Source organism: Pantoea folii, from assembly GCF_056678875.1.
Window position 1 is genome coordinate 90136 of sequence record NZ_JBWXON010000006.1, and the last position, 20662, is coordinate 110797.

General features: G+C 53.2%; 17 protein-coding genes. 7 read left to right on the forward strand and 10 right to left on the reverse strand.

Annotated elements, in window-relative coordinates; all coding sequences use genetic code 11:
• Positions 1-8: 8 nt before the first annotated feature.
• Positions 9-974, reverse strand: a complete 966-nt coding sequence (locus AC1MDE_RS09410) for an isoaspartyl peptidase/L-asparaginase family protein (RefSeq protein ID WP_058961959.1) — start codon at positions 972-974, stop codon at positions 9-11.
• Between the two features lie 228 nt (positions 975-1202).
• On the opposite strand from AC1MDE_RS09410, the gene moeA reads away from it, so the two are divergent.
• Together moeA and moeB are read left to right on the forward strand one after the other, a co-directional pair.
• A complete protein-coding gene (gene moeA / locus AC1MDE_RS09415) occupies positions 1203-2438 on the forward strand; it encodes a molybdopterin molybdotransferase MoeA (RefSeq protein WP_479398162.1) in 1236 nt (411 codons plus the stop codon).
• Positions 2438-3193, forward strand: a complete 756-nt coding sequence (moeB, locus tag AC1MDE_RS09420; RefSeq protein ID WP_479398161.1) for a molybdopterin-synthase adenylyltransferase MoeB — start codon at positions 2438-2440, stop codon at positions 3191-3193. Before moeA ends, moeB begins: the two co-directional genes overlap by 1 nt.
• A 531-nt stretch (positions 3194-3724) precedes the next feature.
• On the opposite strand, the gene AC1MDE_RS09425 is transcribed toward moeB, so the two are convergent.
• The 8 genes from AC1MDE_RS09425 to mntR form a co-directional block, all read right to left on the reverse strand.
• Entirely contained in the window at positions 3725-5317 is a 1593-nt protein-coding gene (locus AC1MDE_RS09425; protein WP_034820853.1) for an ABC-F family ATPase, read from the reverse strand.
• Between the two features lie 185 nt (positions 5318-5502).
• Positions 5503-5904, reverse strand: a complete 402-nt coding sequence (locus tag AC1MDE_RS09430) for an H-NS family histone-like protein (RefSeq protein WP_034820857.1) — start codon at positions 5902-5904, stop codon at positions 5503-5505.
• A gap of 434 nt (positions 5905-6338) precedes the next feature.
• The gene (locus AC1MDE_RS09435) at positions 6339-7820 is read right to left on the reverse strand and encodes a sugar porter family MFS transporter (protein ID WP_058961956.1); all 1482 of its coding nucleotides are present in this window, start codon (positions 7818-7820) and stop codon (positions 6339-6341) included.
• Between the two features lie 266 nt (positions 7821-8086).
• Complete coding sequence (locus AC1MDE_RS09440; protein WP_058961955.1) at positions 8087-9604, reverse strand: efflux transporter outer membrane subunit; 1518 nt, start codon at positions 9602-9604, stop codon at positions 8087-8089.
• A 1-nt stretch (position 9605) separates the two neighbouring features.
• Positions 9606-11174 carry a DHA2 family efflux MFS transporter permease subunit gene (locus tag AC1MDE_RS09445; protein ID WP_034820876.1) on the reverse strand — a complete coding sequence of 523 codons (1569 nt, stop codon included), beginning with the start codon at positions 11172-11174 and terminating at the stop codon, positions 9606-9608.
• The gene (locus tag AC1MDE_RS09450) at positions 11171-12301 is read right to left on the reverse strand and encodes an HlyD family secretion protein (RefSeq protein WP_058961954.1); all 1131 of its coding nucleotides are present in this window, start codon (positions 12299-12301) and stop codon (positions 11171-11173) included. Before AC1MDE_RS09450 ends, AC1MDE_RS09445 begins: the two co-directional genes overlap by 4 nt.
• Positions 12302-12488: 187 nt before the next feature.
• Positions 12489-13598, reverse strand: a complete 1110-nt coding sequence (locus AC1MDE_RS09455; RefSeq protein WP_479414679.1) for an SLC13 family permease — start codon at positions 13596-13598, stop codon at positions 12489-12491.
• A 21-nt stretch (positions 13599-13619) separates the two neighbouring features.
• Positions 13620-14078 (reverse strand): manganese-binding transcriptional regulator MntR, encoded by a 459-nt coding sequence (gene mntR / locus AC1MDE_RS09460; protein ID WP_034820884.1) that lies wholly within the window; start codon positions 14076-14078, stop codon positions 13620-13622.
• Between the two features lie 265 nt (positions 14079-14343).
• Between mntR and AC1MDE_RS09465 the strand changes: the two genes are divergently transcribed.
• The 4 genes from AC1MDE_RS09465 to AC1MDE_RS09480 all read left to right on the forward strand — a co-directional run bounded on the left by AC1MDE_RS09465 (position 14344) and on the right by AC1MDE_RS09480 (position 18630).
• Positions 14344-14538 carry a hypothetical protein gene (locus tag AC1MDE_RS09465; protein ID WP_045814029.1) on the forward strand — a complete coding sequence of 65 codons (195 nt, stop codon included), beginning with the start codon at positions 14344-14346 and terminating at the stop codon, positions 14536-14538.
• Between the two features lie 305 nt (positions 14539-14843).
• Entirely contained in the window at positions 14844-15572 is a 729-nt protein-coding gene (locus AC1MDE_RS09470) for a gluconate 2-dehydrogenase subunit 3 family protein (RefSeq protein WP_058961952.1), read from the forward strand.
• Positions 15572-17350: a GMC family oxidoreductase gene (locus tag AC1MDE_RS09475; protein ID WP_480344505.1), complete on the forward strand. Its 1779-nt coding sequence runs from the start codon at positions 15572-15574 to the stop codon at positions 17348-17350. Before AC1MDE_RS09470 ends, AC1MDE_RS09475 begins: the two co-directional genes overlap by 1 nt.
• An 11-nt stretch (positions 17351-17361) precedes the next feature.
• Entirely contained in the window at positions 17362-18630 is a 1269-nt protein-coding gene (locus AC1MDE_RS09480; RefSeq protein ID WP_479401625.1) for a c-type cytochrome, read from the forward strand.
• A gap of 59 nt (positions 18631-18689) precedes the next feature.
• Here AC1MDE_RS09480 and ompX read toward each other — a convergent pair whose 3' ends face one another.
• Complete coding sequence (gene ompX, locus AC1MDE_RS09485) at positions 18690-19202, reverse strand: outer membrane protein OmpX (protein WP_034820897.1); 513 nt, start codon at positions 19200-19202, stop codon at positions 18690-18692.
• A 379-nt stretch (positions 19203-19581) separates the two neighbouring features.
• On the opposite strand from ompX, the gene rhtA reads away from it, so the two are divergent.
• Positions 19582-20490 (forward strand): threonine/homoserine exporter RhtA, encoded by a 909-nt coding sequence (rhtA, locus tag AC1MDE_RS09490; RefSeq protein ID WP_058961949.1) that lies wholly within the window; start codon positions 19582-19584, stop codon positions 20488-20490.
• Positions 20491-20662 lie beyond the last annotated feature (172 nt).

Sequence of the window (20662 nt, forward strand, 5' to 3'; positions counted from 1 at the left end):
CCTGCTCCTTAGCTATCGCGGTAAATCGCTACCTCGACTTCGCCACCCACATAGGCGAATCCCCGATACATCCCTTCACTGTTAAAGGGCAGCACCACATTGCCGTGCCTGTCGACGGCAATCAGCCCACCGCTGCCTTCCAGCTCCTGGACTTTGTCATGAATCACGTTGGCAGTGGCTTGCTGCAGGCTACGGCCGCCGTACTCCATCTGTGCAGAAACGTCATACGCTGCCAGAGTACGAATAAACACTTCACCGGTGCCGGTGCAGGAAACCGCCACGGTCTCATTATTAGCGTAGCAGCCCGCGCCGACGAGCGGCGAATCGCCAACGCGCCCGACCTGCTTGTTAGTCATACCGCCGGTTGAAGTGGCGGCCGCCAGATTACCCTGAAGATCGAGCGCCACCGCACCCACGGTGCCGAATTTGCGATCGGGATCGAGCGGATCGTCGCTGTGGCTTTGCGCAGCGCCGTCATGATCGAGCACCATCTGCTGGCTGCTCAGCGCACGCTGTAGCTGTTCCCAGCGTTCAGGCGTGGAGAAGAAATCCGGTGCAACCTGTTCCAGCCCCTGTTCAGCGGCAAAGGCTTCTGCACCCGCACCGATAAACAGCACGTGAGGGCTATTTTCCATCACCTTACGCGCCGCCAGGATCGGGTTACGAATGTGATTCACGCCCGCAACCGCGCCGACATCCAGGGTGCGGCCATCCATAATGCTGGCATCCAGTTCGTGAGTGCCCTGATGGGTAAACACCGCGCCTTTGCCTGCGTTAAACAGTGGGCACTCTTCCAGCAGCCGCACCGCCTCGGTCACCGCATCCAGCGCGCTGCCGCCCGTGGCCAGAATCTGCTGCCCTGCGGTAACGATTGCGTGCAATTGCTGACGATAGTGCTGCTCTTTTTCGGCGCTCATAGCGGCACGCGTGATTGCGCCCGCACCGCCGTGAATTGCGATAACTGCTTTAGCCATAACCGGTAACCTGTCAGCAAATCAGAACCAAAAACACTGATTTAGAATGGTTTTCATCTTTTTTAGGCAATTTTCGACTATAGAAAGGCACTCCCGGCTTGTAAAGCAGAAAGTGTATCTCCGGTCATAACCTTTTATTGTGGATTATGCTTTTTTAGTCACATGTGACTCGGCAGACAAATGTCACCATAATAGGCAGCAACTGAAATTCATCACGCAGAGACTGACATGGAACCTTTCACCGCAGGATTAATCTCCCTCGAAGACGCGCAGCAAAAAATGCTGCAACAGCTCACGCCCATTAGCGATTGCCTCAGCGTCTCGCTGTATGAGGCTGCAGGTCGCATCACCGCCAAACCGGTTACGTCTCCACTGGATGTACCGCCGTTTGATAACTCCGCGATGGATGGTTATGCCGTACGTCTCAGCGATATCGTGCCGGACCGCGAATTCCCGGTCGCCGGCAAAGCTTTTGCCGGCGCGCCATTCAACGGCGATTGGCCCGCTGGCAGCGTGATTCGTATTATGACCGGTGCGCCGATTCCGGCAGGCTGCGATGCCGTGGTGATGCAGGAGCAAACCGAGCAGCGTGAGGGCGGTATCGTCATCACCGCTGAAGTGCGCGACGGCCAAAACATTCGTCGCATCGGCGAAGATATTCAGGCGGGCAAGCAGGTTCTGGATGCCGGTGTGCGTCTCGGTGCCGCCGAGTTGCCGCTGCTGGCTTCACTGGGGATTGCCGAAGTCAGCGTGCTGCGCAAACTGCGCGTGGCGATTTTCTCCACCGGCGATGAATTGCAGGCGGTGGGCCAGCCCTTGGCTGACGGGCAAATCTACGACACGAACCGTTTCACCGTATCGCTGATGCTCAACAAACTGGGCTGCGAAGTGATCGATTTGGGCGTGATTGCGGACGATCCCGAGGCGCTGCGCAAGGCGTTCAGCGAAGCCGATCGTCAGGCGGATGTCGTGATCAGCACCGGCGGCGTCTCCGTCGGCGAAGCGGATTTCACTAAAGCGATGCTGGAAGAGTTAGGCGTGATTACCTTCTGGAAGCTGGCGATGAAGCCGGGCAAACCGTTTGCCTTTGGCCGCTTAGCCAACAGCTGGTTCTGCGGGCTGCCCGGCAATCCGGTGTCTGCCGCCGTGACCTTCTATCAGCTGGTGCAGCCGTTACTGGCCACCCTCACCGGGCAGACCACGCGCATTATGCCGCTGCGCCAACGCGCTCGTGCGACTCAGCGTTTGAAGAAATCGCCTGGACGCCTCGACTTCCAGCGCGGCATTCTCAGTCGTGGTGAAGACGGCGTGCTGGAAGTGCGCAGCACCGGCGCCCAGGGTTCGCACGTGTTTAGCTCTTTCGCCCTGGCCGACTGCTTTATCGTGCTGGATCGCGACCGTGCTGATGTGGAAGCTGGCGAATGGGTTGAGGTTGAAGTTTTCAATAGCCTGCTGGAGGGCTAATGAGCGTCGAACTGAGCCATGAAGAGATGCTGCGTTACAACCGTCAGATCGTGCTGCGGGATTTTGATTTTGACGGTCAGGAGAAGCTCAAAGCCTCGCGGGTGTTGATCGTCGGTCTCGGCGGGCTTGGCTGTGCCGCCGCACCCTATCTGGCTTCGGCCGGCGTGGGCCATCTTACCTTGCTGGATTTCGACACCGTCAGCTTAAGCAATCTGCAGCGCCAGATTCTGCACAGCGATGCCACACTTGGCCAGCCCAAAGTGGAATCTGCGCGTCGGCAGCTCGCGGCAATTAACCCGCATTGCCAGCTCGAAGCGATTGATGCACAGCTGGATGATGCCCAACTCAGTGCTCTAATCGCGCGCCATGATGCGGTGCTCGATTGCACGGATAACGTTGGTGCGCGTGAGCAGATCAATCGTTTGTGTTACCAGCACAAGGTGCCGCTGATTTCCGGCGCGGCCATTCGTATGGAAGGTCAGCTCAGCGTATTTACCTGGCAGCCGGGCGAACCCTGTTATCGCTGCATTAGCCGCTTGTTTGGCGATCAGACATTAAGTTGCGTGGAAGCTGGCGTGCTGGCGCCATTAGTGGGCGTGATTGGCGCGATGCAAGCTTTAGAGGCCATAAAAGTGCTGACCGCGTTGGGGCAACCTGCCCGTGCACGCTTGTTGATCTACGATGCGATGAGTGCAGAATTCCGCAACATGAAAGTGATGCAGGATAGGCATTGCGAGGTGTGCGGCGAGAAATAAGTAAGGTGCTGAAGGCCAGGAGTCGGCTCAGATAAGGTTCGACCTATCGCAAAGTCACTAAAAATTCAGCGGCCGCGTCTGAATGGATGATGGTGGGTTTGGTTGTTTTCGCTGAAGGTTAGGTGCAGGGTCAGATAAGGTCCGCCCGATCGCAAAGGAAACCGGCATCCATGCCGATCGGCTGGGCCATCCGTGGCCCAGACGCTTTGCTCTTCGGGCGAACCTTATCTTCCCTTTAAACTTTGGTGTGGCTATTTAAATCCAATCGTTGTTCGCGCAGGCTAAATTAACCAACAGAGAGCACGAATATTGATAAAGGCAGGAATGGTGGGTCCGGAGTAAAGCGTTCGCCGCAGGGATGCGGCGACCGAGGCTACAGGGATGTATTCACGCCGTCTTTACGGAGCGGCCCACCATTTATGCCTGAAGGTGCATGACTTCCCAGCGAACTGGCGAACTGGCGAACTGGCGAACCAAAGTAAAGCGCCCACCGCAGGAATGCGGCGGACGAAGCTATGAGTATGTAACGATTTAAACAATACCCTGACTGCGCAGATAATCTTCGTAGTTGCCGGTGAAGTCGATAATGCGATCGCCCTTCATCTCCATCACGCGGGTCGCCAATGAACTGACAAACTCACGGTCATGCGAAACGAAAATCAGTGTGCCTTCGTAACCTTCGAGTGCCAGGTTAAGCGACTCAATCGATTCCATATCGAGGTGGTTAGTGGGTTCATCCATGATCAAAATGTTCGGCTTCTGCATCATCAGCTTGCCAAACAGCATGCGGCCTTTCTCACCACCAGAGAGCACTTTAGCAGGCTTCTTAATTTCATCATGACCAAACAACAGACGGCCCAGAATACTGCGCACCGCTTGCTCGTCATCACCTTCCTGCTTCCACTGACTCATCCAGTCGAAAACGCTCAAGTCATCGGCGAAATCTTCTGCGTGATCCTGCGCGTAATAACCAATCAGCGCATTCTCGGACCATTTCACAGTGCCGCTGTCAGGCGTTAATTCGCCGACCAATGTTTTCAGCAAAGTGGTTTTACCGATACCGTTGGCACCGAGAATGGCCACTTTCTCACCGACTTCAACCATCAGATTGAGCTTATTAAACAGTGGGCCGTTATCGAAACCTTTCGTCAGTGCCTCAACTTCCAGCGCATTACGGAACAGCTTCTTATCCTGATCAAAACGGATATAAGGGTTCTGACGACTGGAGGCTTTCACTTCATCCAGCTTAATTTTATCGATCTGCTTGGCACGCGAAGTCGCCTGACGCGATTTAGAGGCGTTGGCACTAAAACGGCTAACGAATGATTGCAGGTCTGCAATTTGCGCTTTCTTCTTCGCGTTATCAGAAATTAAACGTTCACGCGCTTGCGTCGCCGCGGTCATATATTCGTCATAATTACCTGGATACACGCGCAGTTCACCGTAATCCAGATCCGCCATGTGTGTGCACACCATATTCAGGAAGTGACGGTCATGCGAAATGATAATCATGGTACTGTTACGTTCGTTAAGCACCTGCTCCAGCCAACGAATGGTATCAATATCCAGGTTGTTCGTCGGTTCATCGAGCAGCAAAATATCCGGGTTTGAGAATAATGCCTGCGCCAAAAGCACACGCAATTTCCAACCTGGTGCGATTTCGCTCATCGGACCGTAATGCTGTTCCACCGGAATGCCCACGCCCAGCAATAATTCACCGGCACGCGATTCCGCGCTGTAACCATCCATTTCGCCGTATTCGACTTCCAGGTCGGCCACTTTATAGCCTTCCTCTTCGCTCATTTCTGGCAAAGCATAAATACGGTCGCGCTCTTCCTTCACCGCCCATAATTCGGCGTGACCCATAATCACCGTATCCAGCACGCTGAATTGCTCAAAGGCAAACTGGTCCTGACGTAACTTACCGATACGCTCGTTAGGGTCGAGTGAAACATTACCGTTGGTCGGTACCAGGTCGCCGCCCAGTATTTTCATGAAGGTCGATTTACCGCTGCCGTTCGCACCGATTAAACCGTAACGATTACCGCCGCCAAACTTAACGGAGATATTCTCAAACAGCGGCTTACTGCCGAACTGCATAGTGATATTGCTGGAAACTAACACGGCATTGACCTTTGTTACGCGATGGAGGAAAAAACAGCGGGCATTATGCCAGAAACGGGCATCAGGACGCCACCTCTGCGCCTGTTAGCGTGAAGATGAAATGCTGAACGCGTTGTTGCAAAAAGAGAAATAAAAAAGCCGAAGACGATGTCGTCTCCGGCTCCCGCTTACAAGGATTGTGTCGATTATTTGATCAGGAAGCTGTCCAGGCTTTTACCGGAGTCCAGCGCTTTCTTAATCGCTGCTGGGGTACGGCCCTGGCCGGTCCATGATTTCTCTTCACCGTTCTCATCGGTGTAAGAATATTTAGCCGGACGCGGTGCACGCTTCGCGCGTTTTTTACCGGTTTCCAACGCACCCAGCAATTCGTTCGGGTCAATACCGTCAGCCAGCAGCATTTCGCGGTATTTAGACAGCTTTTCTTCTTTCTCGCGATTCTGCGCTTCTTCTGCATGAACTTCGTCGCGGCGCTCAGTCACCACCACGGTTAATTTCTCCAGAATCTCTTCCAGATCGGTCAATGGCAGTTCACGAGCCTGCGCACGTAATGTGCGAATGTTGTTCAGAACTTTAAATGCGTCACTCATCACAAGGTCCTTGCTTAAGGGGGGTTTAAATAAACTGTAGTGGCAAGATTACCCAATTCAAATAAAAAAATAAATTAATTTATGCGGACGGATAATTCCTAACTGATTAACGTATTCACAATTTGAGCGATATCCCCAGCGAGAAGCTTTAATTAACGGTGAATTAACAACAGCACTTTAGTACCACCGACTGGAACTGGTACCGATTTCAGAGGTTATTCCCGGCTGATAAACAAGCATTTAGCGGTTAATGCCTTGCCTAGCTGATGTGTGTTAGCAGATTAATGAAGATTAATGTTATGGCCGAAAATCTATTTTCACAGGTGATTATTCTATTTTGACAGTTGAGACCACAATCGCATTTTTATCCCCCCTTATCGATAAAAAGCCAGTGCATGCACCGGCTTTTACCCTCATAAAAACGTCACCTCAGGTTACAAGCTTTTCTTCACAGCGTGCGTCAACTGCGGTTGCGGTTCTTCATTTGACAGCCAGTCGTGCAAATAATGCTCGATCTGTTCCAGTGAACGATTTCGTGTTTCCGGTACAAAGCGAACCACAAAAATGGCTCCCCCTATTCCGATTAGCGCAAAAATAAAGAACGCTCCCGATAAACCCACCGATGCCAACAGGATCGGGAACATCAGCGAGATAAGGAAATTAGCGATCCACATTGCAAACACGGCGCCGCCCATAAATATCCCACGCAGACGTGTAGGGAAAATTTCAGACAATAGCAACCAGGTCACGGGTGAGAGTGCACCTTGCTGGAAGCTCAAAAACATCAGCATTCCCAGCAACACCATATAACTGCGCAGAACATCAGGTTGACCATTTACCGTCTCCGGCATGAAATAACTGACGGCACCAATAAATACCAGACAGGCGGTACAGCCAAACTGTCCTAACATCGTCATGGTACGGCGCCCAATGCGCCCCAGCAGCCAGATACCGACGAAAGTCATTAATACTGAAATAACACCATTGGCGATGGTGGCAATTAATGCTGCGTTATCGCTCATGCCCACGGCTTTTAACATGGTCGGAGCGTAATACATGATGGTATTCACCCCGGTTAACTGCTGTATGACCGCAATACCCACGCCAATCAAAAATAATTTAAACAGCCAGGGTTGACGAAGTTCACGCAGGCGTGGGCGCGTTTCATGTTGTTCTTCAGCTAAGGTTTCTTCTATTTCCGTGAGTTCCCACTCAACATCTTGTTTAGCTCGCGTGCGTTCCAGCACCTGACGCGCTTCTGCTAACCGCCCTTTCATCGCATACCAACGCGGTGAGTCGGGCATAAACAGCATGCCGAACCACAGCAGCACGGCAGGCACCGTCGCTACCGCCAGCATCCAACGCCAGGTGGTATCACCGCCCCATACCGCGTTAAAACCGGCGTTGGAGATGTAAGCCAACATCTGCCCGGAGACGATCATCAGTTCTTGCATGGTCACTAACTGGCCACGTTTGTTGGCGGGCGCCATCTCCGCGATGTACACCGGGACTGTCGCTGACGCGCCCCCCACCGCCACACCCAATACCAGGCGGAAGAAAATCATCCATTCAACGTCAGGTGCTAACGCGGTGCCGATTGCGCCAATAGCGAAAATCACCGCCAGCACCAGAATGATTTTTCTCCGCCCGGCCGCGGCGGCAAAGTGGCCTGATGCCAGGGCACCAAAAGCCGCGCCAAACAGCAGGCTGCTGGTGACCAACCCCGTGGTAAAGGGTGTCAGATGGAGATCGTTGCCCATAAATAACAGTGCGCCAGAAATCACACCGGTGTCATAGCCGAACAGCAACCCCCCTAAGGTGGCAATCATTGCTATCACCTTCACAAAGGGTTCAGTGCGCGTGCTGCTGTTCGGCCCTGATGCTTTGTTGGGGGTAAGGTAGTTTTCCCGCGGCATAATCCACTCCTAACAGTAAGAGAAGATTTAAAAATAGTTTATTTCAACCAACAGGAATAATTATGAAATTTAAATTTTGCGCTACAGATCATAAACCCCGCATTTACATGCGGAGCAGATCACAAAAAGGGGCTTTACTGCGTGTAAATCGGTGAAGAGTGATCAGAGGGGAATTTGCATTTAGTCAAAAATGAAAACTTTCGTTTCAAAATGGGCGAATTGTGATGCCTGATGCTGGGGCAACCCGCAGACTGCCCCTTTTACGACTAAGGCACCGTAGTGGCAGGGCCAAACACAGAATATTCCGGCAGATTAACGTTTTGATAAGGTTCCCAGCCGCCGCCCAGCGCTTTGTACAACGCGACTAAATCCAGTGCACTCTGCATTCGTGCCTGTGTCGATTGTGCTTCTGCCTGCGCTAACTGACGCTGTGCGTCCAACACATCCAGGAAGCTGGAAATCCCCTGCTTGTAGCTATCACTGGCGAGATCAAATGCTCTCTGCAATGCGCCAGTGGTTTCATCCAGAGCTGTCACCTGCTGCTGATCGGCGCGATAACTGACCAGGGCATTCTCGACATCCTGCAACGCAGTCAGCACCGTCTGGCGATATTCCAGCGCTGCATTGGCCTGCTGCGCGCGTGCCAGTTTCACGCTGGAGACCAAACGCCCGCCCTGAAAAATCGGAATGGAGAGCGAGGGCCCGATACTGTAGAAATGGCTGCTCCAGTCATCCAGATAGCTGGCATCGGTGTTGCGAACCCCGAGTTGACCCGTCAGTGACAGGCTGGGGAACAGATCCGCCACCGACACGCCAATGTTGGCAGTCTGCGCATGCAGATTGGCTTCCGCCTGGCGAATATCCGGACGTCGTCGCGCCAGCGTGGATGGAATCCCCACCGCCACCATTTTCGGCAACGCCGGTAACGCTTTACTGCTCATCAGCTCGTTATCCAGTGCGCCCGGCGTTTTGCCCAGCAATACCGCTAAACCATTCATGGCCTGACGTTCCTGCGACTGATAGCCCGGCAATTGCGCGTTCAGCGAGGCAAGTTGTGCGCGCGCATTTTCCACATCGGTGAGCGGCGCCATGCCGTTACGCTGCTGGCTTTGCGTCAGTTCCCAGGTTTGCTGCGCCACATCGATTTGCTGCTGCAGCGTATTGAGTACCGCTTGCGCGCCGCGCAATTGCAGATAGGCACGTGCCACTTCTGCTTCGAGTGACACCAGCGCATCATTGCGTTGTTCGATGGCAGCCTGCTGCTGCGCATCTGCGGCTTCCATCTGACGGCGCACTTTGCCCCACAGATCCAGCTCCCAGCTGGCGTCAAAGCTGCCCTGATAAAGGGTGACAGAATGATCGAGGCCGTTCAGTTGATTGGCGACGTCACTGTCCACCTGATCGTAAACCCCGTTGGATTTCAGTATGCCTTTTAGGCCCAACTGCTGACGTGTGACTTTAGCCGAGCCATTGAGTGACGGAAAAAGCCCGCCGCGCGCCTGCGCCAGTTGCTCACGCGCGCCAGCAATGCGCAACACCGACTGCTGCAGGGATAAGTTACCGGCAATGGCGCGTTCAATCAGGCTATCCAGTTGTGGATCATTAAAGCTTTTCCACCACAGTGGGTTGGTGGCCGCCGATTGCGGTTTTGAGGCTTCCTGCGACGGCAAATCGCGATAGCTGCCTGGCGTCTGCGCATGGGGTGGCTGATAATCAGGGCCCACAGCGCAACCCGCCAGAAGCAGAGACAGCGCCAGCAAACTCAAGCGCGGAGAGGTGATCATCTTAGTGTGCTCCTGCACTGCCTTCGCTCTTGATCGGCGAAAGCAACCAACAAAATGGAATCAACAGCAAGGCCACAATACTCAGGCCCATAAATACGTCGATGTACGCCAGGATTCGCGCCTGTGCAATCATCTCTTTGTACAGCTGACCCGTCGCCAGCGTCAGGGGATCGCCCACCGCAGACGTAAAGTCGCGAATCGACTGCGCCCAATGCTGCAAAGTAAGATTGAACGGCTCGTTGAGCGGCGTCATGTTATGCACCATACTCGCCGACCGCGCCTGCATACGCTCAGTGATCCCCGCCGTTGCCAGTGAAATACCGATCGATCCCGCCACATTACGGAACATGGTAAACAATGCCGATGCATCCGCATTGAGCCGTTGCGGCACCGTAATAAAAGCAATGGTCGTCAGCGGCACAAACAGGAAACCCAGCCCTATCGATTGCGCACTGCGCATTAATACCAGGGTGGTAAAATCAACATTCGGCGTCAAGGTCGTGGAATAGAAGAAGGCGCTGGCGAGGCAGGTAAAACCGAAAGCAATGATGTAGCGTGTTTGCACAATCGGCATCAGCTTCAGCACCAGCGGAATGGTCAGGACGATCAATATCGCACCGGGCGAGAGCACCAGCCCCGACCAGGTCGCGGTATAGCCCAGATCCTGCTGCGCCAGTTGTGGAAGTACCACCGAACTGCCGTACAGAATCATCGCCATGCCTGCCATCAGCAAACCGGCCACCCAGAAGTTACGATCTTTCATGACCGTGATATCTACCACGGGTTTACGCGCATACAGCAGCCAGTAGACGGCGCCGACAATGCCGATCACCGCCAGCATGCAAAACAGGCGAATAAAGTGCGAGGCGAACCAGTCTTCATCTTCACCACGGTCAAGGAACACCTGCAAACAGCCGAGTCCAAGGGTGATCAAGCTGATACCGATGTAATCGATTTTCAGCTTGCCCTTCGCCCATTTACGCTCCCAAGGTGGATCTTCCAGCAGTTGATAGATCGCCAGCACCGTTAAAATTCCGACCGGGATGTTAATGAAGAACACCCAGCGCCAGCTGTAGTTATCCGTGATCCAGCCGCCGAGTGTTGGGCCGATCACTGGCGCAACGATAATCGCAATCGAGGAGAGGCCAAAAGCTTTGCCACGATCTTCCGCTTTAAAGTAATCGAGGAGCACCGATTGCTGCACCGGCTGCAAACCGCCGCCGAAAAAACCCTGCAACACGCGGAACAGAATGATTTGCCATAGCTCAGTGGCGATACCGCACAGGAACGAGCAGATGGTGAACATGACAATACAGATCAGGAAGAACTGTTTACGCCCAAACAAGCGGCTAAAGAAGGCGGAAATGGGCAACACAATGCCGTTAGCCACCAGATAGGAAGTCAGCACCCAGGTGGATTCGTCGTAACTGGAAGAGAGTGAGCCGGCAATGTGCGGTAGCGCCACGTTAACGATGGTGGTGTCGAGGATCTCCATAAACACCGCCAGCGTCACCGTGATGGCGACCAGCCAGGGATTGCTGGCCGGACGCCAGCTTTCGCTCGCACTCATTCGACGGTGACCTTCGGCTCAACCGACAGGCCCAGTGGCAACGGATGATTCGGATCCAATCCTTTATCGATGACGATTTTCACCGGCACGCGCTGCACAATTTTCACGTAGTTACCGGTGGCGTTTTCAGCCGGGAAGGTGGAGAAACGCGAGCCGGACCCCATCTGCACGCTATCAACGTGCCCTTCCAGCTTCATATCTGGCCAGGCGTCGATACTGATATCTACTTTGTCGCCGGGATTCATCCGCGCCAGTTGGGACTCTTTGAAGTTGGCATTGATCCAGATATCAGGCGACACCAGTGAAAACAGTGCCGTGCCAGCCTGTACCAGCGTGCCGACCTGCACGTTGCGCTTGGTGACAAAGCCATCGTAGGGGGCGCGCACTTGGGTATAAGAGAGATTCAGTTCGGCGGTATTGAGCTGAGCCTGCGCCTGCTCAACCTGCTGCTGACGCGCTTCTACGTTGGTTTCCTGCTGACGAATCTGCAATTGCACCTGTGAAGCCACTTCGACCTGCGCTTTGGCGCTTTGCAGTTGTGCTTCAGCGGATCGCAGCTGCGCGGCTGCGGTATCGATGTTGCGTTGTGACGTCGCGCGCGGATCCACGCCGCGCTGACGACGATAGTCCGCCTGCGCATTTAAAAGATTGGCCTGCGCTTTGGCTTGATCGGCTAACGCCTGATCGCGCTGCGCAGGATACTGCACGCGTGACAGCGCTAACTGTGCCTGCGCCTGATGCAGTTGCGCCTGAGCCAGGCCAAGCTGGGCTTTAGCCTGATCGCGTTGGGCACTGGTATCGCGTGGGTCGATCTCCACCAGCAAATCGCCCTGCTTCACCCGCTGGTTATCTTTCACCAGCAGTTTCACCACATAACCGGCCGCTTTCGGTGCGATGGTCACGGCATCACCTTCGGTAAAGGCATCATCCGTGGATTCAATGTTGCGCGTGGTAAACCAGAACCACAGGCCCACCAACAGCATGATCACCACCACGATGGCGAGAATGACCAGTGGCTTTTTGCCGGGGCGTTTACGTTGTGGTTCGTTGTTGTCTTGACTGGAGTCTGAAGCGTGCTGCGCATCCTGCTGCTCGCGTGCGGGCGGCTGATTGTGGTTATCACTCATAGGTTATCATCGCTGGCTGTGATCCCGATCCACGGGCAAAAACGGTCAACTTAACCTTAGATCGAAAATTGACAAATGCCAGTACAACTTTACACAAGCCAACAATCAACGCATTTTCTGCCACTAAGTGCGATAACGCGCTGAATAATCAGCGCGTCAGCTCATCGGGCAGAACAAAATGGCAGGCTTAGTGTAGCCAGCGCAACAGGAACCAGCCACACAGCATCGACCACGCCAGCATGGGTAAAGAAAACAGGTGAAAGCGCCACCAGACTTTGCTGTCTTGCGCCATACGCAGCGCAATCAGGTTAGCCAATGAACCCGGCAGCAAGCCAAATCCACCAATGTTGACGGCCCAGGCGAGCACCTCTGAAGGCGGCACTTTTTGCAGCAACAGGATGGTGGCTGGCACATTACTGATCACCTGTGAAAGACCTATCGCCAGCAAGTATAAACCGCCTTCACTCAACAGGCTTATCGCGGCGAAATGCGGTTGTAGCAGGGGAAGATGCATCAGTAAAAACACATCGATGAACATCGCGACAAATACCAGCAACAAGCTCCAGTCAATACTGATCAATACGCTGCGCGCCATAATCAGGAAGCAGCCTGCCACCAACAACAGCGCCCATCCGGTCATTTTCAGCTCTAAAGCCACAATAAACATCAGATACAGCAGCACACTGATGATAAATAATGGTTTTTCCCATTGATGCGCTTCGCTTTGCGCGTGCTTTTGGATGGTTTGTTTAGGAAAACTCCACCAGGTGAGCGCCATCAGGCTGATCATCAACACGGCAACTAACGGTGCCATTTGCAAGATAAAGCCCGGCACGCTGAGCGTGCCGTGGCTCCATAACAGAATGTTTTGCGGATTACCCACCGGCGTCAGCAGCGATCCGGCATTTACCGCCAGCGCTTCAAAAATAATCAGACGAGAAATCGGCAGACGCGAGAATTTGCGTAGCGTCAGGGTCAGCGGCACCAGAATAAACAGCGCCACATCGTTGGTGAGAAAGGTGGAAAGCAGCGCAGCGGCACAGACCATAAACAGCGCCAGTGTACGCTCATGTTGAAAGCGCTGCACCAGACGCGCGCCGAGCACATCAAAATAACCGCTGTTTTCCAACCCTTTGGTCAGCATCAATAGCCCGGTGAGCGTCATGATAGTGTGCCAGTCAACGGCGGCAGGCAATTGCGACCAACGATACTCTGCCAGCGGCAATAAAATCACACCCAACAGCAACAGCAAATGCAAAATACGATCACGCATTAAGGAACGCAGCACGATGGGCATGATGGCGGAAGACCTTGTAAGTTAGCGGCTCTCGTAAAACTTCTGGAAGACGGCGAGGGTTTCATCACTGACGTGATGTTCCAGGCCTTCAGAATCCCGGCGGGCAGTTTCCGGGCTGACACCTAACGCCAGCAGGAAAGTTTCAACAATATGGTGACGTACGCGGCTCGCTTCAGCCAGCTTTTCACCTTCAGGCGTCAGAAACACACCGCGATAAGGAACCTGTTCCACCAGACCGGTGGTGCCTAAACGCTTCAACATTTTTGCCACGGTGGGCTGTGAAACGCCGAGGCGCGCGGCCATATCGACCTGGCGGGCTTCACCAAATTCACGAATCAAATCAGAGATTAACTCTACGTAGTCATCAATAAGTTCACGTCGATGCGCTTCGCGCACCTGGCGAAATCCTTCGACATGCTCCTCTATATCTTTAAGCGGCCCCTGGGGCGTATTGGTGGCGCTCTTTGCACGACGACTCATTCAGCTTCCTCTTTATTATCTGCCGCACTTTACCTGCGGTGCGGGCCTGGCTGCGCTCATTGTAAACCAGGCACAAATAAGCACAAATTTTTCCTAAATAGTGTTGGCTAAAGAGTATAGCCAGTGCTATCTTTGTTCGTAATGTAAGCGAATAGCTTATTTAGGAGGCAACGATGAACGCACCCTATTTGCTGCTACTCCTTTTCCTGCTGTTTATCGCAGGTTTGTGCTTACTGTTACGTCGTTATTCATTCGGGAGGTGAACATGACCACCATGAAAAACTGCCTCGACTGTGGCAAATGCTTCCAGGTTGAGCAAAGCAAACCGGCTTTTGAGCTGAAATCGCTGCTGTGCCTGTTTAAACGCTCGCCTTTTGCCCTGCGTCTGATGCTGATTGAAAAGCTGACCGGCAAACAGCTGACCGAGCGCCCTTGCCCCAATCTCATCTGGCGCGGCTGATTCATCCATAAATTTCTTCTCAGGATCCGTTTCCTCAACGGATCCTTTGCACGATCTCACATTTTGTTACCTTTTTAGTCCTACTCTTTCTATTGTTATTGAACGAATTTCCGATCCCTGCGCTCACTGTGGCTGAATCGCTTCAGGCACTGACATAACTTTACCTTCAATAACGCTTAAACGATTAGGCTGCTAACTTTTAGCTTGCAACCTGTTGTGACGTCTGATTAATCTCCTCATAACAAAAAATTACATACTTATAACAAAATCAACCCAGGGTGGGTTTTTCGTAAGGAAGATTAGCAATGTCACTTAAAAAGCCTGAAGAGCAACCATCGGGCAGGAGACGATTTTTACAAAAATCGCTCTCGCTCATTCCCCTCGCCGCCGCAGCCAGTTCCGGTGTGGTGTCACTCTCCTCCCCCGCTGCCGACAAGCCGCAAGGCGTGTTATCCGACTATGTTCCCGCTTACTTCAACGATAAAGAGTGGAAATTTCTGCTCGCCGCGCTGGATCGCCTGATCCCTGCCGATGCCAACGGTCCTGGCGCCGTCAGTGAAGGTGTACAGGTGTTTATCGATAAGCAGATGGAATTGCCCTACGGCTATGGTCGCTTGTGGTACATGCAAGGCCCGTTCGCCGATTCGATTCCGGAAATGGGTTACCAATCCCATCTGGTGCCACGCGATACCTATCGGTTAGGCATCGCCTTAGCTGACCAGCACTGTCAGCAGCAGTACCAAAAAGATTTTTATCAACTGGAAACGGCGCAACAGGAAGAGGTTTTGCGTGCGCTGGAAGCCGACAAACTGCATAACGATGCCATTCACGGCAAGCTGTTTTTCGAGCAACTGCTGGAGAACACCAAAGAGGGTTATCTCGCCGATCCGATTCACGGCGGCAACCAAACGCTGGCCTCGTGGAAAATGATCGGTTTCCCCGGTGCACGTGCGGATTTCGTCGATACCGTACAGCAGCCTAATAAACCCTACCCTCTTGGCCCAGTCAGCATTTCCAGTAAAAGGAGCGTGTAATGGCGGCAGTAAAAAAAGCGCCCGTCGATGTGGTCATCGTCGGGTTCGGCTGGACCGGTTCGCTCATGGCGATGGAACTGGCCAGTTCTGGTTTGAATATTGTGGCACTGGAGCGCGGCGAAAATCGCGATACCTACCCCGACTTCTCCTATCCGCGTATTGCCGATGAACTGACTTATGGCATTCGTTTAAAACTGTTCCAAAACGCCTCGAAAGAGACCGTGACGGTTCGTCACACTACGCAGGAAACCGCGCTGCCATATCGTCGCTTCGGTTCCTTCCTGCCCGGTGATGGTGTGGGCGGTGCCGGTACCCACTGGAACGGTCAGCTGTGGCGTCCGCTGGAAGCTGATTTAAAAATGCGCAGCACAGTCATCGAAAAATACGGTGCTGACTTCATTCCTAAAGACATGACGGTGCAGGATTACCCCTTCTCTTATGCCGAGATGGAGCCCTATTTCGATAAGTTTGAGAAAATTTGCGGCGCGGCCGGTCAGGTCGGTAACCTCAACGGTGAAACCGTCGAAGGCGGTAACCCGTTCGAATCTCCGCGTAAAAATGGCTATCCCACCAAACCGTTAAAAACGCTGTATGCCGGCGAATTATTCTCTAAAGCCGCAAAGCAACTGGGCTATCACCCCTTTGAGTGCCCTGCAGCCAACACCACCGAACCCTGGACCAACCCTTACAACATGCAACTTGGCGTGTGTAACTACTGCGGTTATTGCGAACGCTTCGGCTGTTTCAACTACTCCAAAGGCTCACCGCAGAGCTGTGTTATCCCTGCTCTGAAGCCGTTTAGTAACTTTGAGTTGCGCACTCAGGCGCACGTGATTCGTGTCAATACCGACAGCAGCGGTAAAAAAGCCACTGGCGTCACCTATATCGATGCGCAAGGTAATGAAGTCGAGCAACCGGCTGACCTGGTGATCCTCAGTGCCTTCCAGTTGCACAATGTGCGCTTACTGCTGTTGTCAAAAATCGGTAAGCCATACGATCCACAAACCGGTGACGGCGTGGTGGGCAGAAACTATGCCTATCAGATGACCGGCGGTATCAAGCTGTTCTATGACAACGACAATTGGTTCAATCCATTTGCCGCCACGGGTGCCACCTCCACCGTTATCGATGATTTCAATGCGGAAAACTTCGATCACAGCAAAGTCGGCTTTGTTGGCGGTGCCACCATTTCTGCGGCCTTCTCCGGTGGACGTCCCATCCAGCAGATGGGCATCCCTAAAGATGCGCCGCGTTGGGGTTCCGGCTGGAAACAGGCCATCAAAGATAATTATCTGCACAACATGAACGTCGGCTCGTCGGGTTCGGTGATGCCATACAAGCAGTGCTACCTCGACCTTGATCCTACGTACCGTGATATCTACGGCCAACCGTTGCTGCGTATGACCTTTGACTGGCAGCAGAATGAACTGAAGATGACCAACTTCATCAAAGATAAGGCCGAGGAGATCGTCAAGGTGATGAATCCTAAGCACTATGAAGTGGGCTTCAAAACGCTCAACAGCCATTACGATGTCCGCCCTTACCAATCAACGCACACCACCGGTGGTGCAGTGATGGGCGACGATCCGCGTACCAGCGTGGTGAATAAGTTCCTGCAAAGCTGGGATGTACCGAACGTATTCGTTACGGGCGCATGCTGCTTCCCGCAAAACCTGGCATACAACCCAACCGGGATTGTCTGTGCCACCGCATTATTCGCGGCGGATGCGATTCGCAACCGCTATCTGGCTAAGCCTGGTCCGCTGGTTCAGGCCTGATAAGGAGCGTTATAGTGAAATTTTCCGCACTCTTTTTCGCTCTCGGCGGCGCACTGATCAGCCACGCCGCATCGGCCGCGACCAATGCCTCGGTTAAGCAAGGCGAGTATCTGGCCAAAGCGGGCGATTGTGCCGCATGCCATACCGCAGCAGGCGGGCAACCTTTCGCCGGTGGGCTCAAAATGAGCACGCCGATTGGTGCCATATACTCCACCAACATCACGCCAGATAAAACGCACGGCATTGGCGACTACAGCTACGACGACTTCGTCAAAGCGGTACGTGGCGGTGTAGCGAAAGATGGCAGCTCGCTCTACCCCGCCATGCCGTTCCCGTCGTATGCCAAAATCAGCGACAGCGATATGCACGCGTTGTATGACTACTTTATGCAGGGTGTGAAACCGGTAAGTCAGGAGAATCGCAAAAGTGATATCCCCTGGCCGCTCAGCATGCGTTGGCCGCTGGCGTTTTGGCGCTGGACCTTTGCCGATGACAGCACTTACGCTCCTGTAGCCGGCCAATCGGCACAGTGGCAGCGCGGTGCTTATCTGGTGCAGGGGCTTGGTCACTGTGGCTCATGCCATACGCCTCGTGGCATCGGCTTCCAGGAGAAAGCCATGGATCAGAACAGCAAAGGCTATCTGACCGGCGGCACACTGGAAGGCTGGCATGCGCCAGATCTGACCGCCAGCCCGGCAGCGGGTTTGGGCAGTTGGTCTGAGCAAGATATCGCCACCTTCCTGAAAACCGGCGCGAATAAGCAAGGCGCTGCCTTTGGTTCGATGACGGATGTGATCGCGCACAGTACCCAATATCTCAGTGATGAAGATCTGAATGCGATTGCCGTTTATCTGAAGTCTTTACCGGCTGCGGATAACACCGCTGCACCACAGGCCAGCGATGCGACGTCGCAATCGCTGTTCAAAGGGGATGTCAGCCAGCCAGGCGCGCAGGTGTACGTGGATAACTGCGCTGCCTGCCATCGTACGGACGGTAAAGGCTATGCCAGTACCTTCCCGGCGCTGGCACACAATCCGGCCTTGTTGAGTGAAGACCCGTCATCAGTAATCAGTGTGATTCTGAAAGGCGGCCAGCGTGCGATTACGCAACAGACGCCGACCGGTTTCACCATGCCAGATTTCGCCTGGCGCCTGGATGATCAGCAGGTCGCTGATGTCGCTAACTTTATTCGCAATGGATGGGGTAACAAAGCGGCACCGGTAACGGCCGATCAGGTGAAGAAGATCCGCGCCACGCTTCCTCCCGCCCCGCAAAAGTAAGCATAAAAAAACGGCCCGTAAAGGGCCGTTTCTTGTGGAACTCTGGTCTAAGCAAAAACTTAGAAGCTGTAGCCTACGCCAGCAATCCAGGTGCCTACGTCTACGCTACGGATACGGCTCTGCTCGTAACCCACGTCAACAGCAACGTTCTGGATTGGGTTGAACTGCATGCCTGCGCCGTAGGAGAAACCGTAATCGCTGGTGTCAGATTTAGACTGTGCAGCAGCGTCATTCGCCTGGTATTTACCGTAACCGATACCGACCACGCCGTAGATGCTTGCCCAGTCGTTCAGACGGTAAGCAGGACCACCGGTGATGCCGTAGTACTGGCCTTTGTTGTAAACGCCAGCGTCAGTGCGGTCTTTCTCGGTGTAGGTGAAAGAACCGATCCAACCCAGTGGGTTAGTACCATCTTCGTAACGGTATTTCAGGTTGAAGCCGTTTGCTTTGTTAGCAACGCCCTGATAATCGCTCTGCGCGTAACCAGCAGAAACGGTGCTCTGCGCCATGGCTGAACCTGCTGAAACTGCCAGTACACAAGCCAGTGCTGAAAGACATGCAATTTTTTTCATAAACCACCTCAAATGTGAATATACTTCTCTCCTGACAACGCTGAAAATATAACAAAAATTAGCAAGAAACTCTGCCCGCTATTTGTTGTCTAAGAGATTGTTTGGTGTAACAGAAAGTTAATGAAGTTTCCTATGTCATTCATTTTACTTATAAAAAGCATCATCTTTCTGCAACAATATTTCGGACAACAAATAATGCGTTTAAGGATATTCCTAAACTAACCTGACATTTCTTTACTTAAATGGCCCGAAAAACGGTTATTTTCCAGGCTGTCACCGCATTTATTTTCCCTCTTACACGCCTCCTTATTTCCTGAAGATTCCTTTACACTGACGTTTTGTTGCTGTGTTGTTAATCACTACAGGATTGAATTACAGGATGTCTACGCCTCTGACGAACACCAAAATGGTCCCGGTTTTGTTCCCGATTGCCGTGCTACTGATTGCTATGCTCTCGCTCCAGGGCGGTGCTTCACTGGCAAAATCGCTGTTCCCCAGCGTGGGGGCGCCGGGCATCACCGCACTGCGCCTCGGATTGGGCACCCTGATTTTGTGTGTCATCTTTAAGCCGTGGCGTTTACGATTTACCTCTGCACAGCGCAAACCGCTCTTGATGTACGGTCTGGCGCTGGGTTGTATGAACTATCTCTTCTATTTATCCATTCGCACCGTGCCGCTGGGCGTTGCCGTTGGCCTGGAGTTTCTGGGCCCTTTAACCCTGGCATTGGCCGGTGCGCGACGTCCGCTCGATTTCCTTTGGGTGCTTCTGGCGGTCACCGGTTTGTGGTTTCTGCTGCCGATTGGTGATGGCATCAGCCATATCGATCCGCTGGGTGCGCTGTTAGCCGTGGGAGCCGGTGCCTGTTGGGCGGTCTATATCCTGGCGGGGCAACGCGCCGGTGCGGAGCATGGCCCAGCAACCGTTGCCATGGGATCGTTAATTGCCTCGGTGATCTTTGTTCCTCTTGGATTAACCTTTGCGGCACCCGGCATCTGGCACTGGGAAATTCTGCCCCTGGCGCTGATTATCGCCCTGCTCTCCAGTGCCATTCCTTATTCACTGGAGATGATGGCCCTGACCCGTCTGCCCGCTCGCATTTTTGGCACGCTGATGAGCCTGGAACCCGCGATGGCAGCGCTTTCCGGGATGTTGTTCCTCGGGGAATTACTGACGCTGAAGCAGTGGATCGCGCTGCTGGCCATTATTGCCGCTTCGGCGGGTTCGACACTCACCATGAAACAGAAGAGTGCCAAAATAAGCGAAGTGGATATTAATAACCCGCAATAAATAATGCCAAATTCAGCCTGTTAAGCTGCAGGCTGAATATATAAGCATTCTCATTCCCATTTTTTTCATCGCAAGTTCCCTCTTTGTTATTATTTTGCAACATCATTGATAAACAATTAACACGGACCATAATCACCTGTTATATAAGACAAATAAATTAAACGCTCAATTC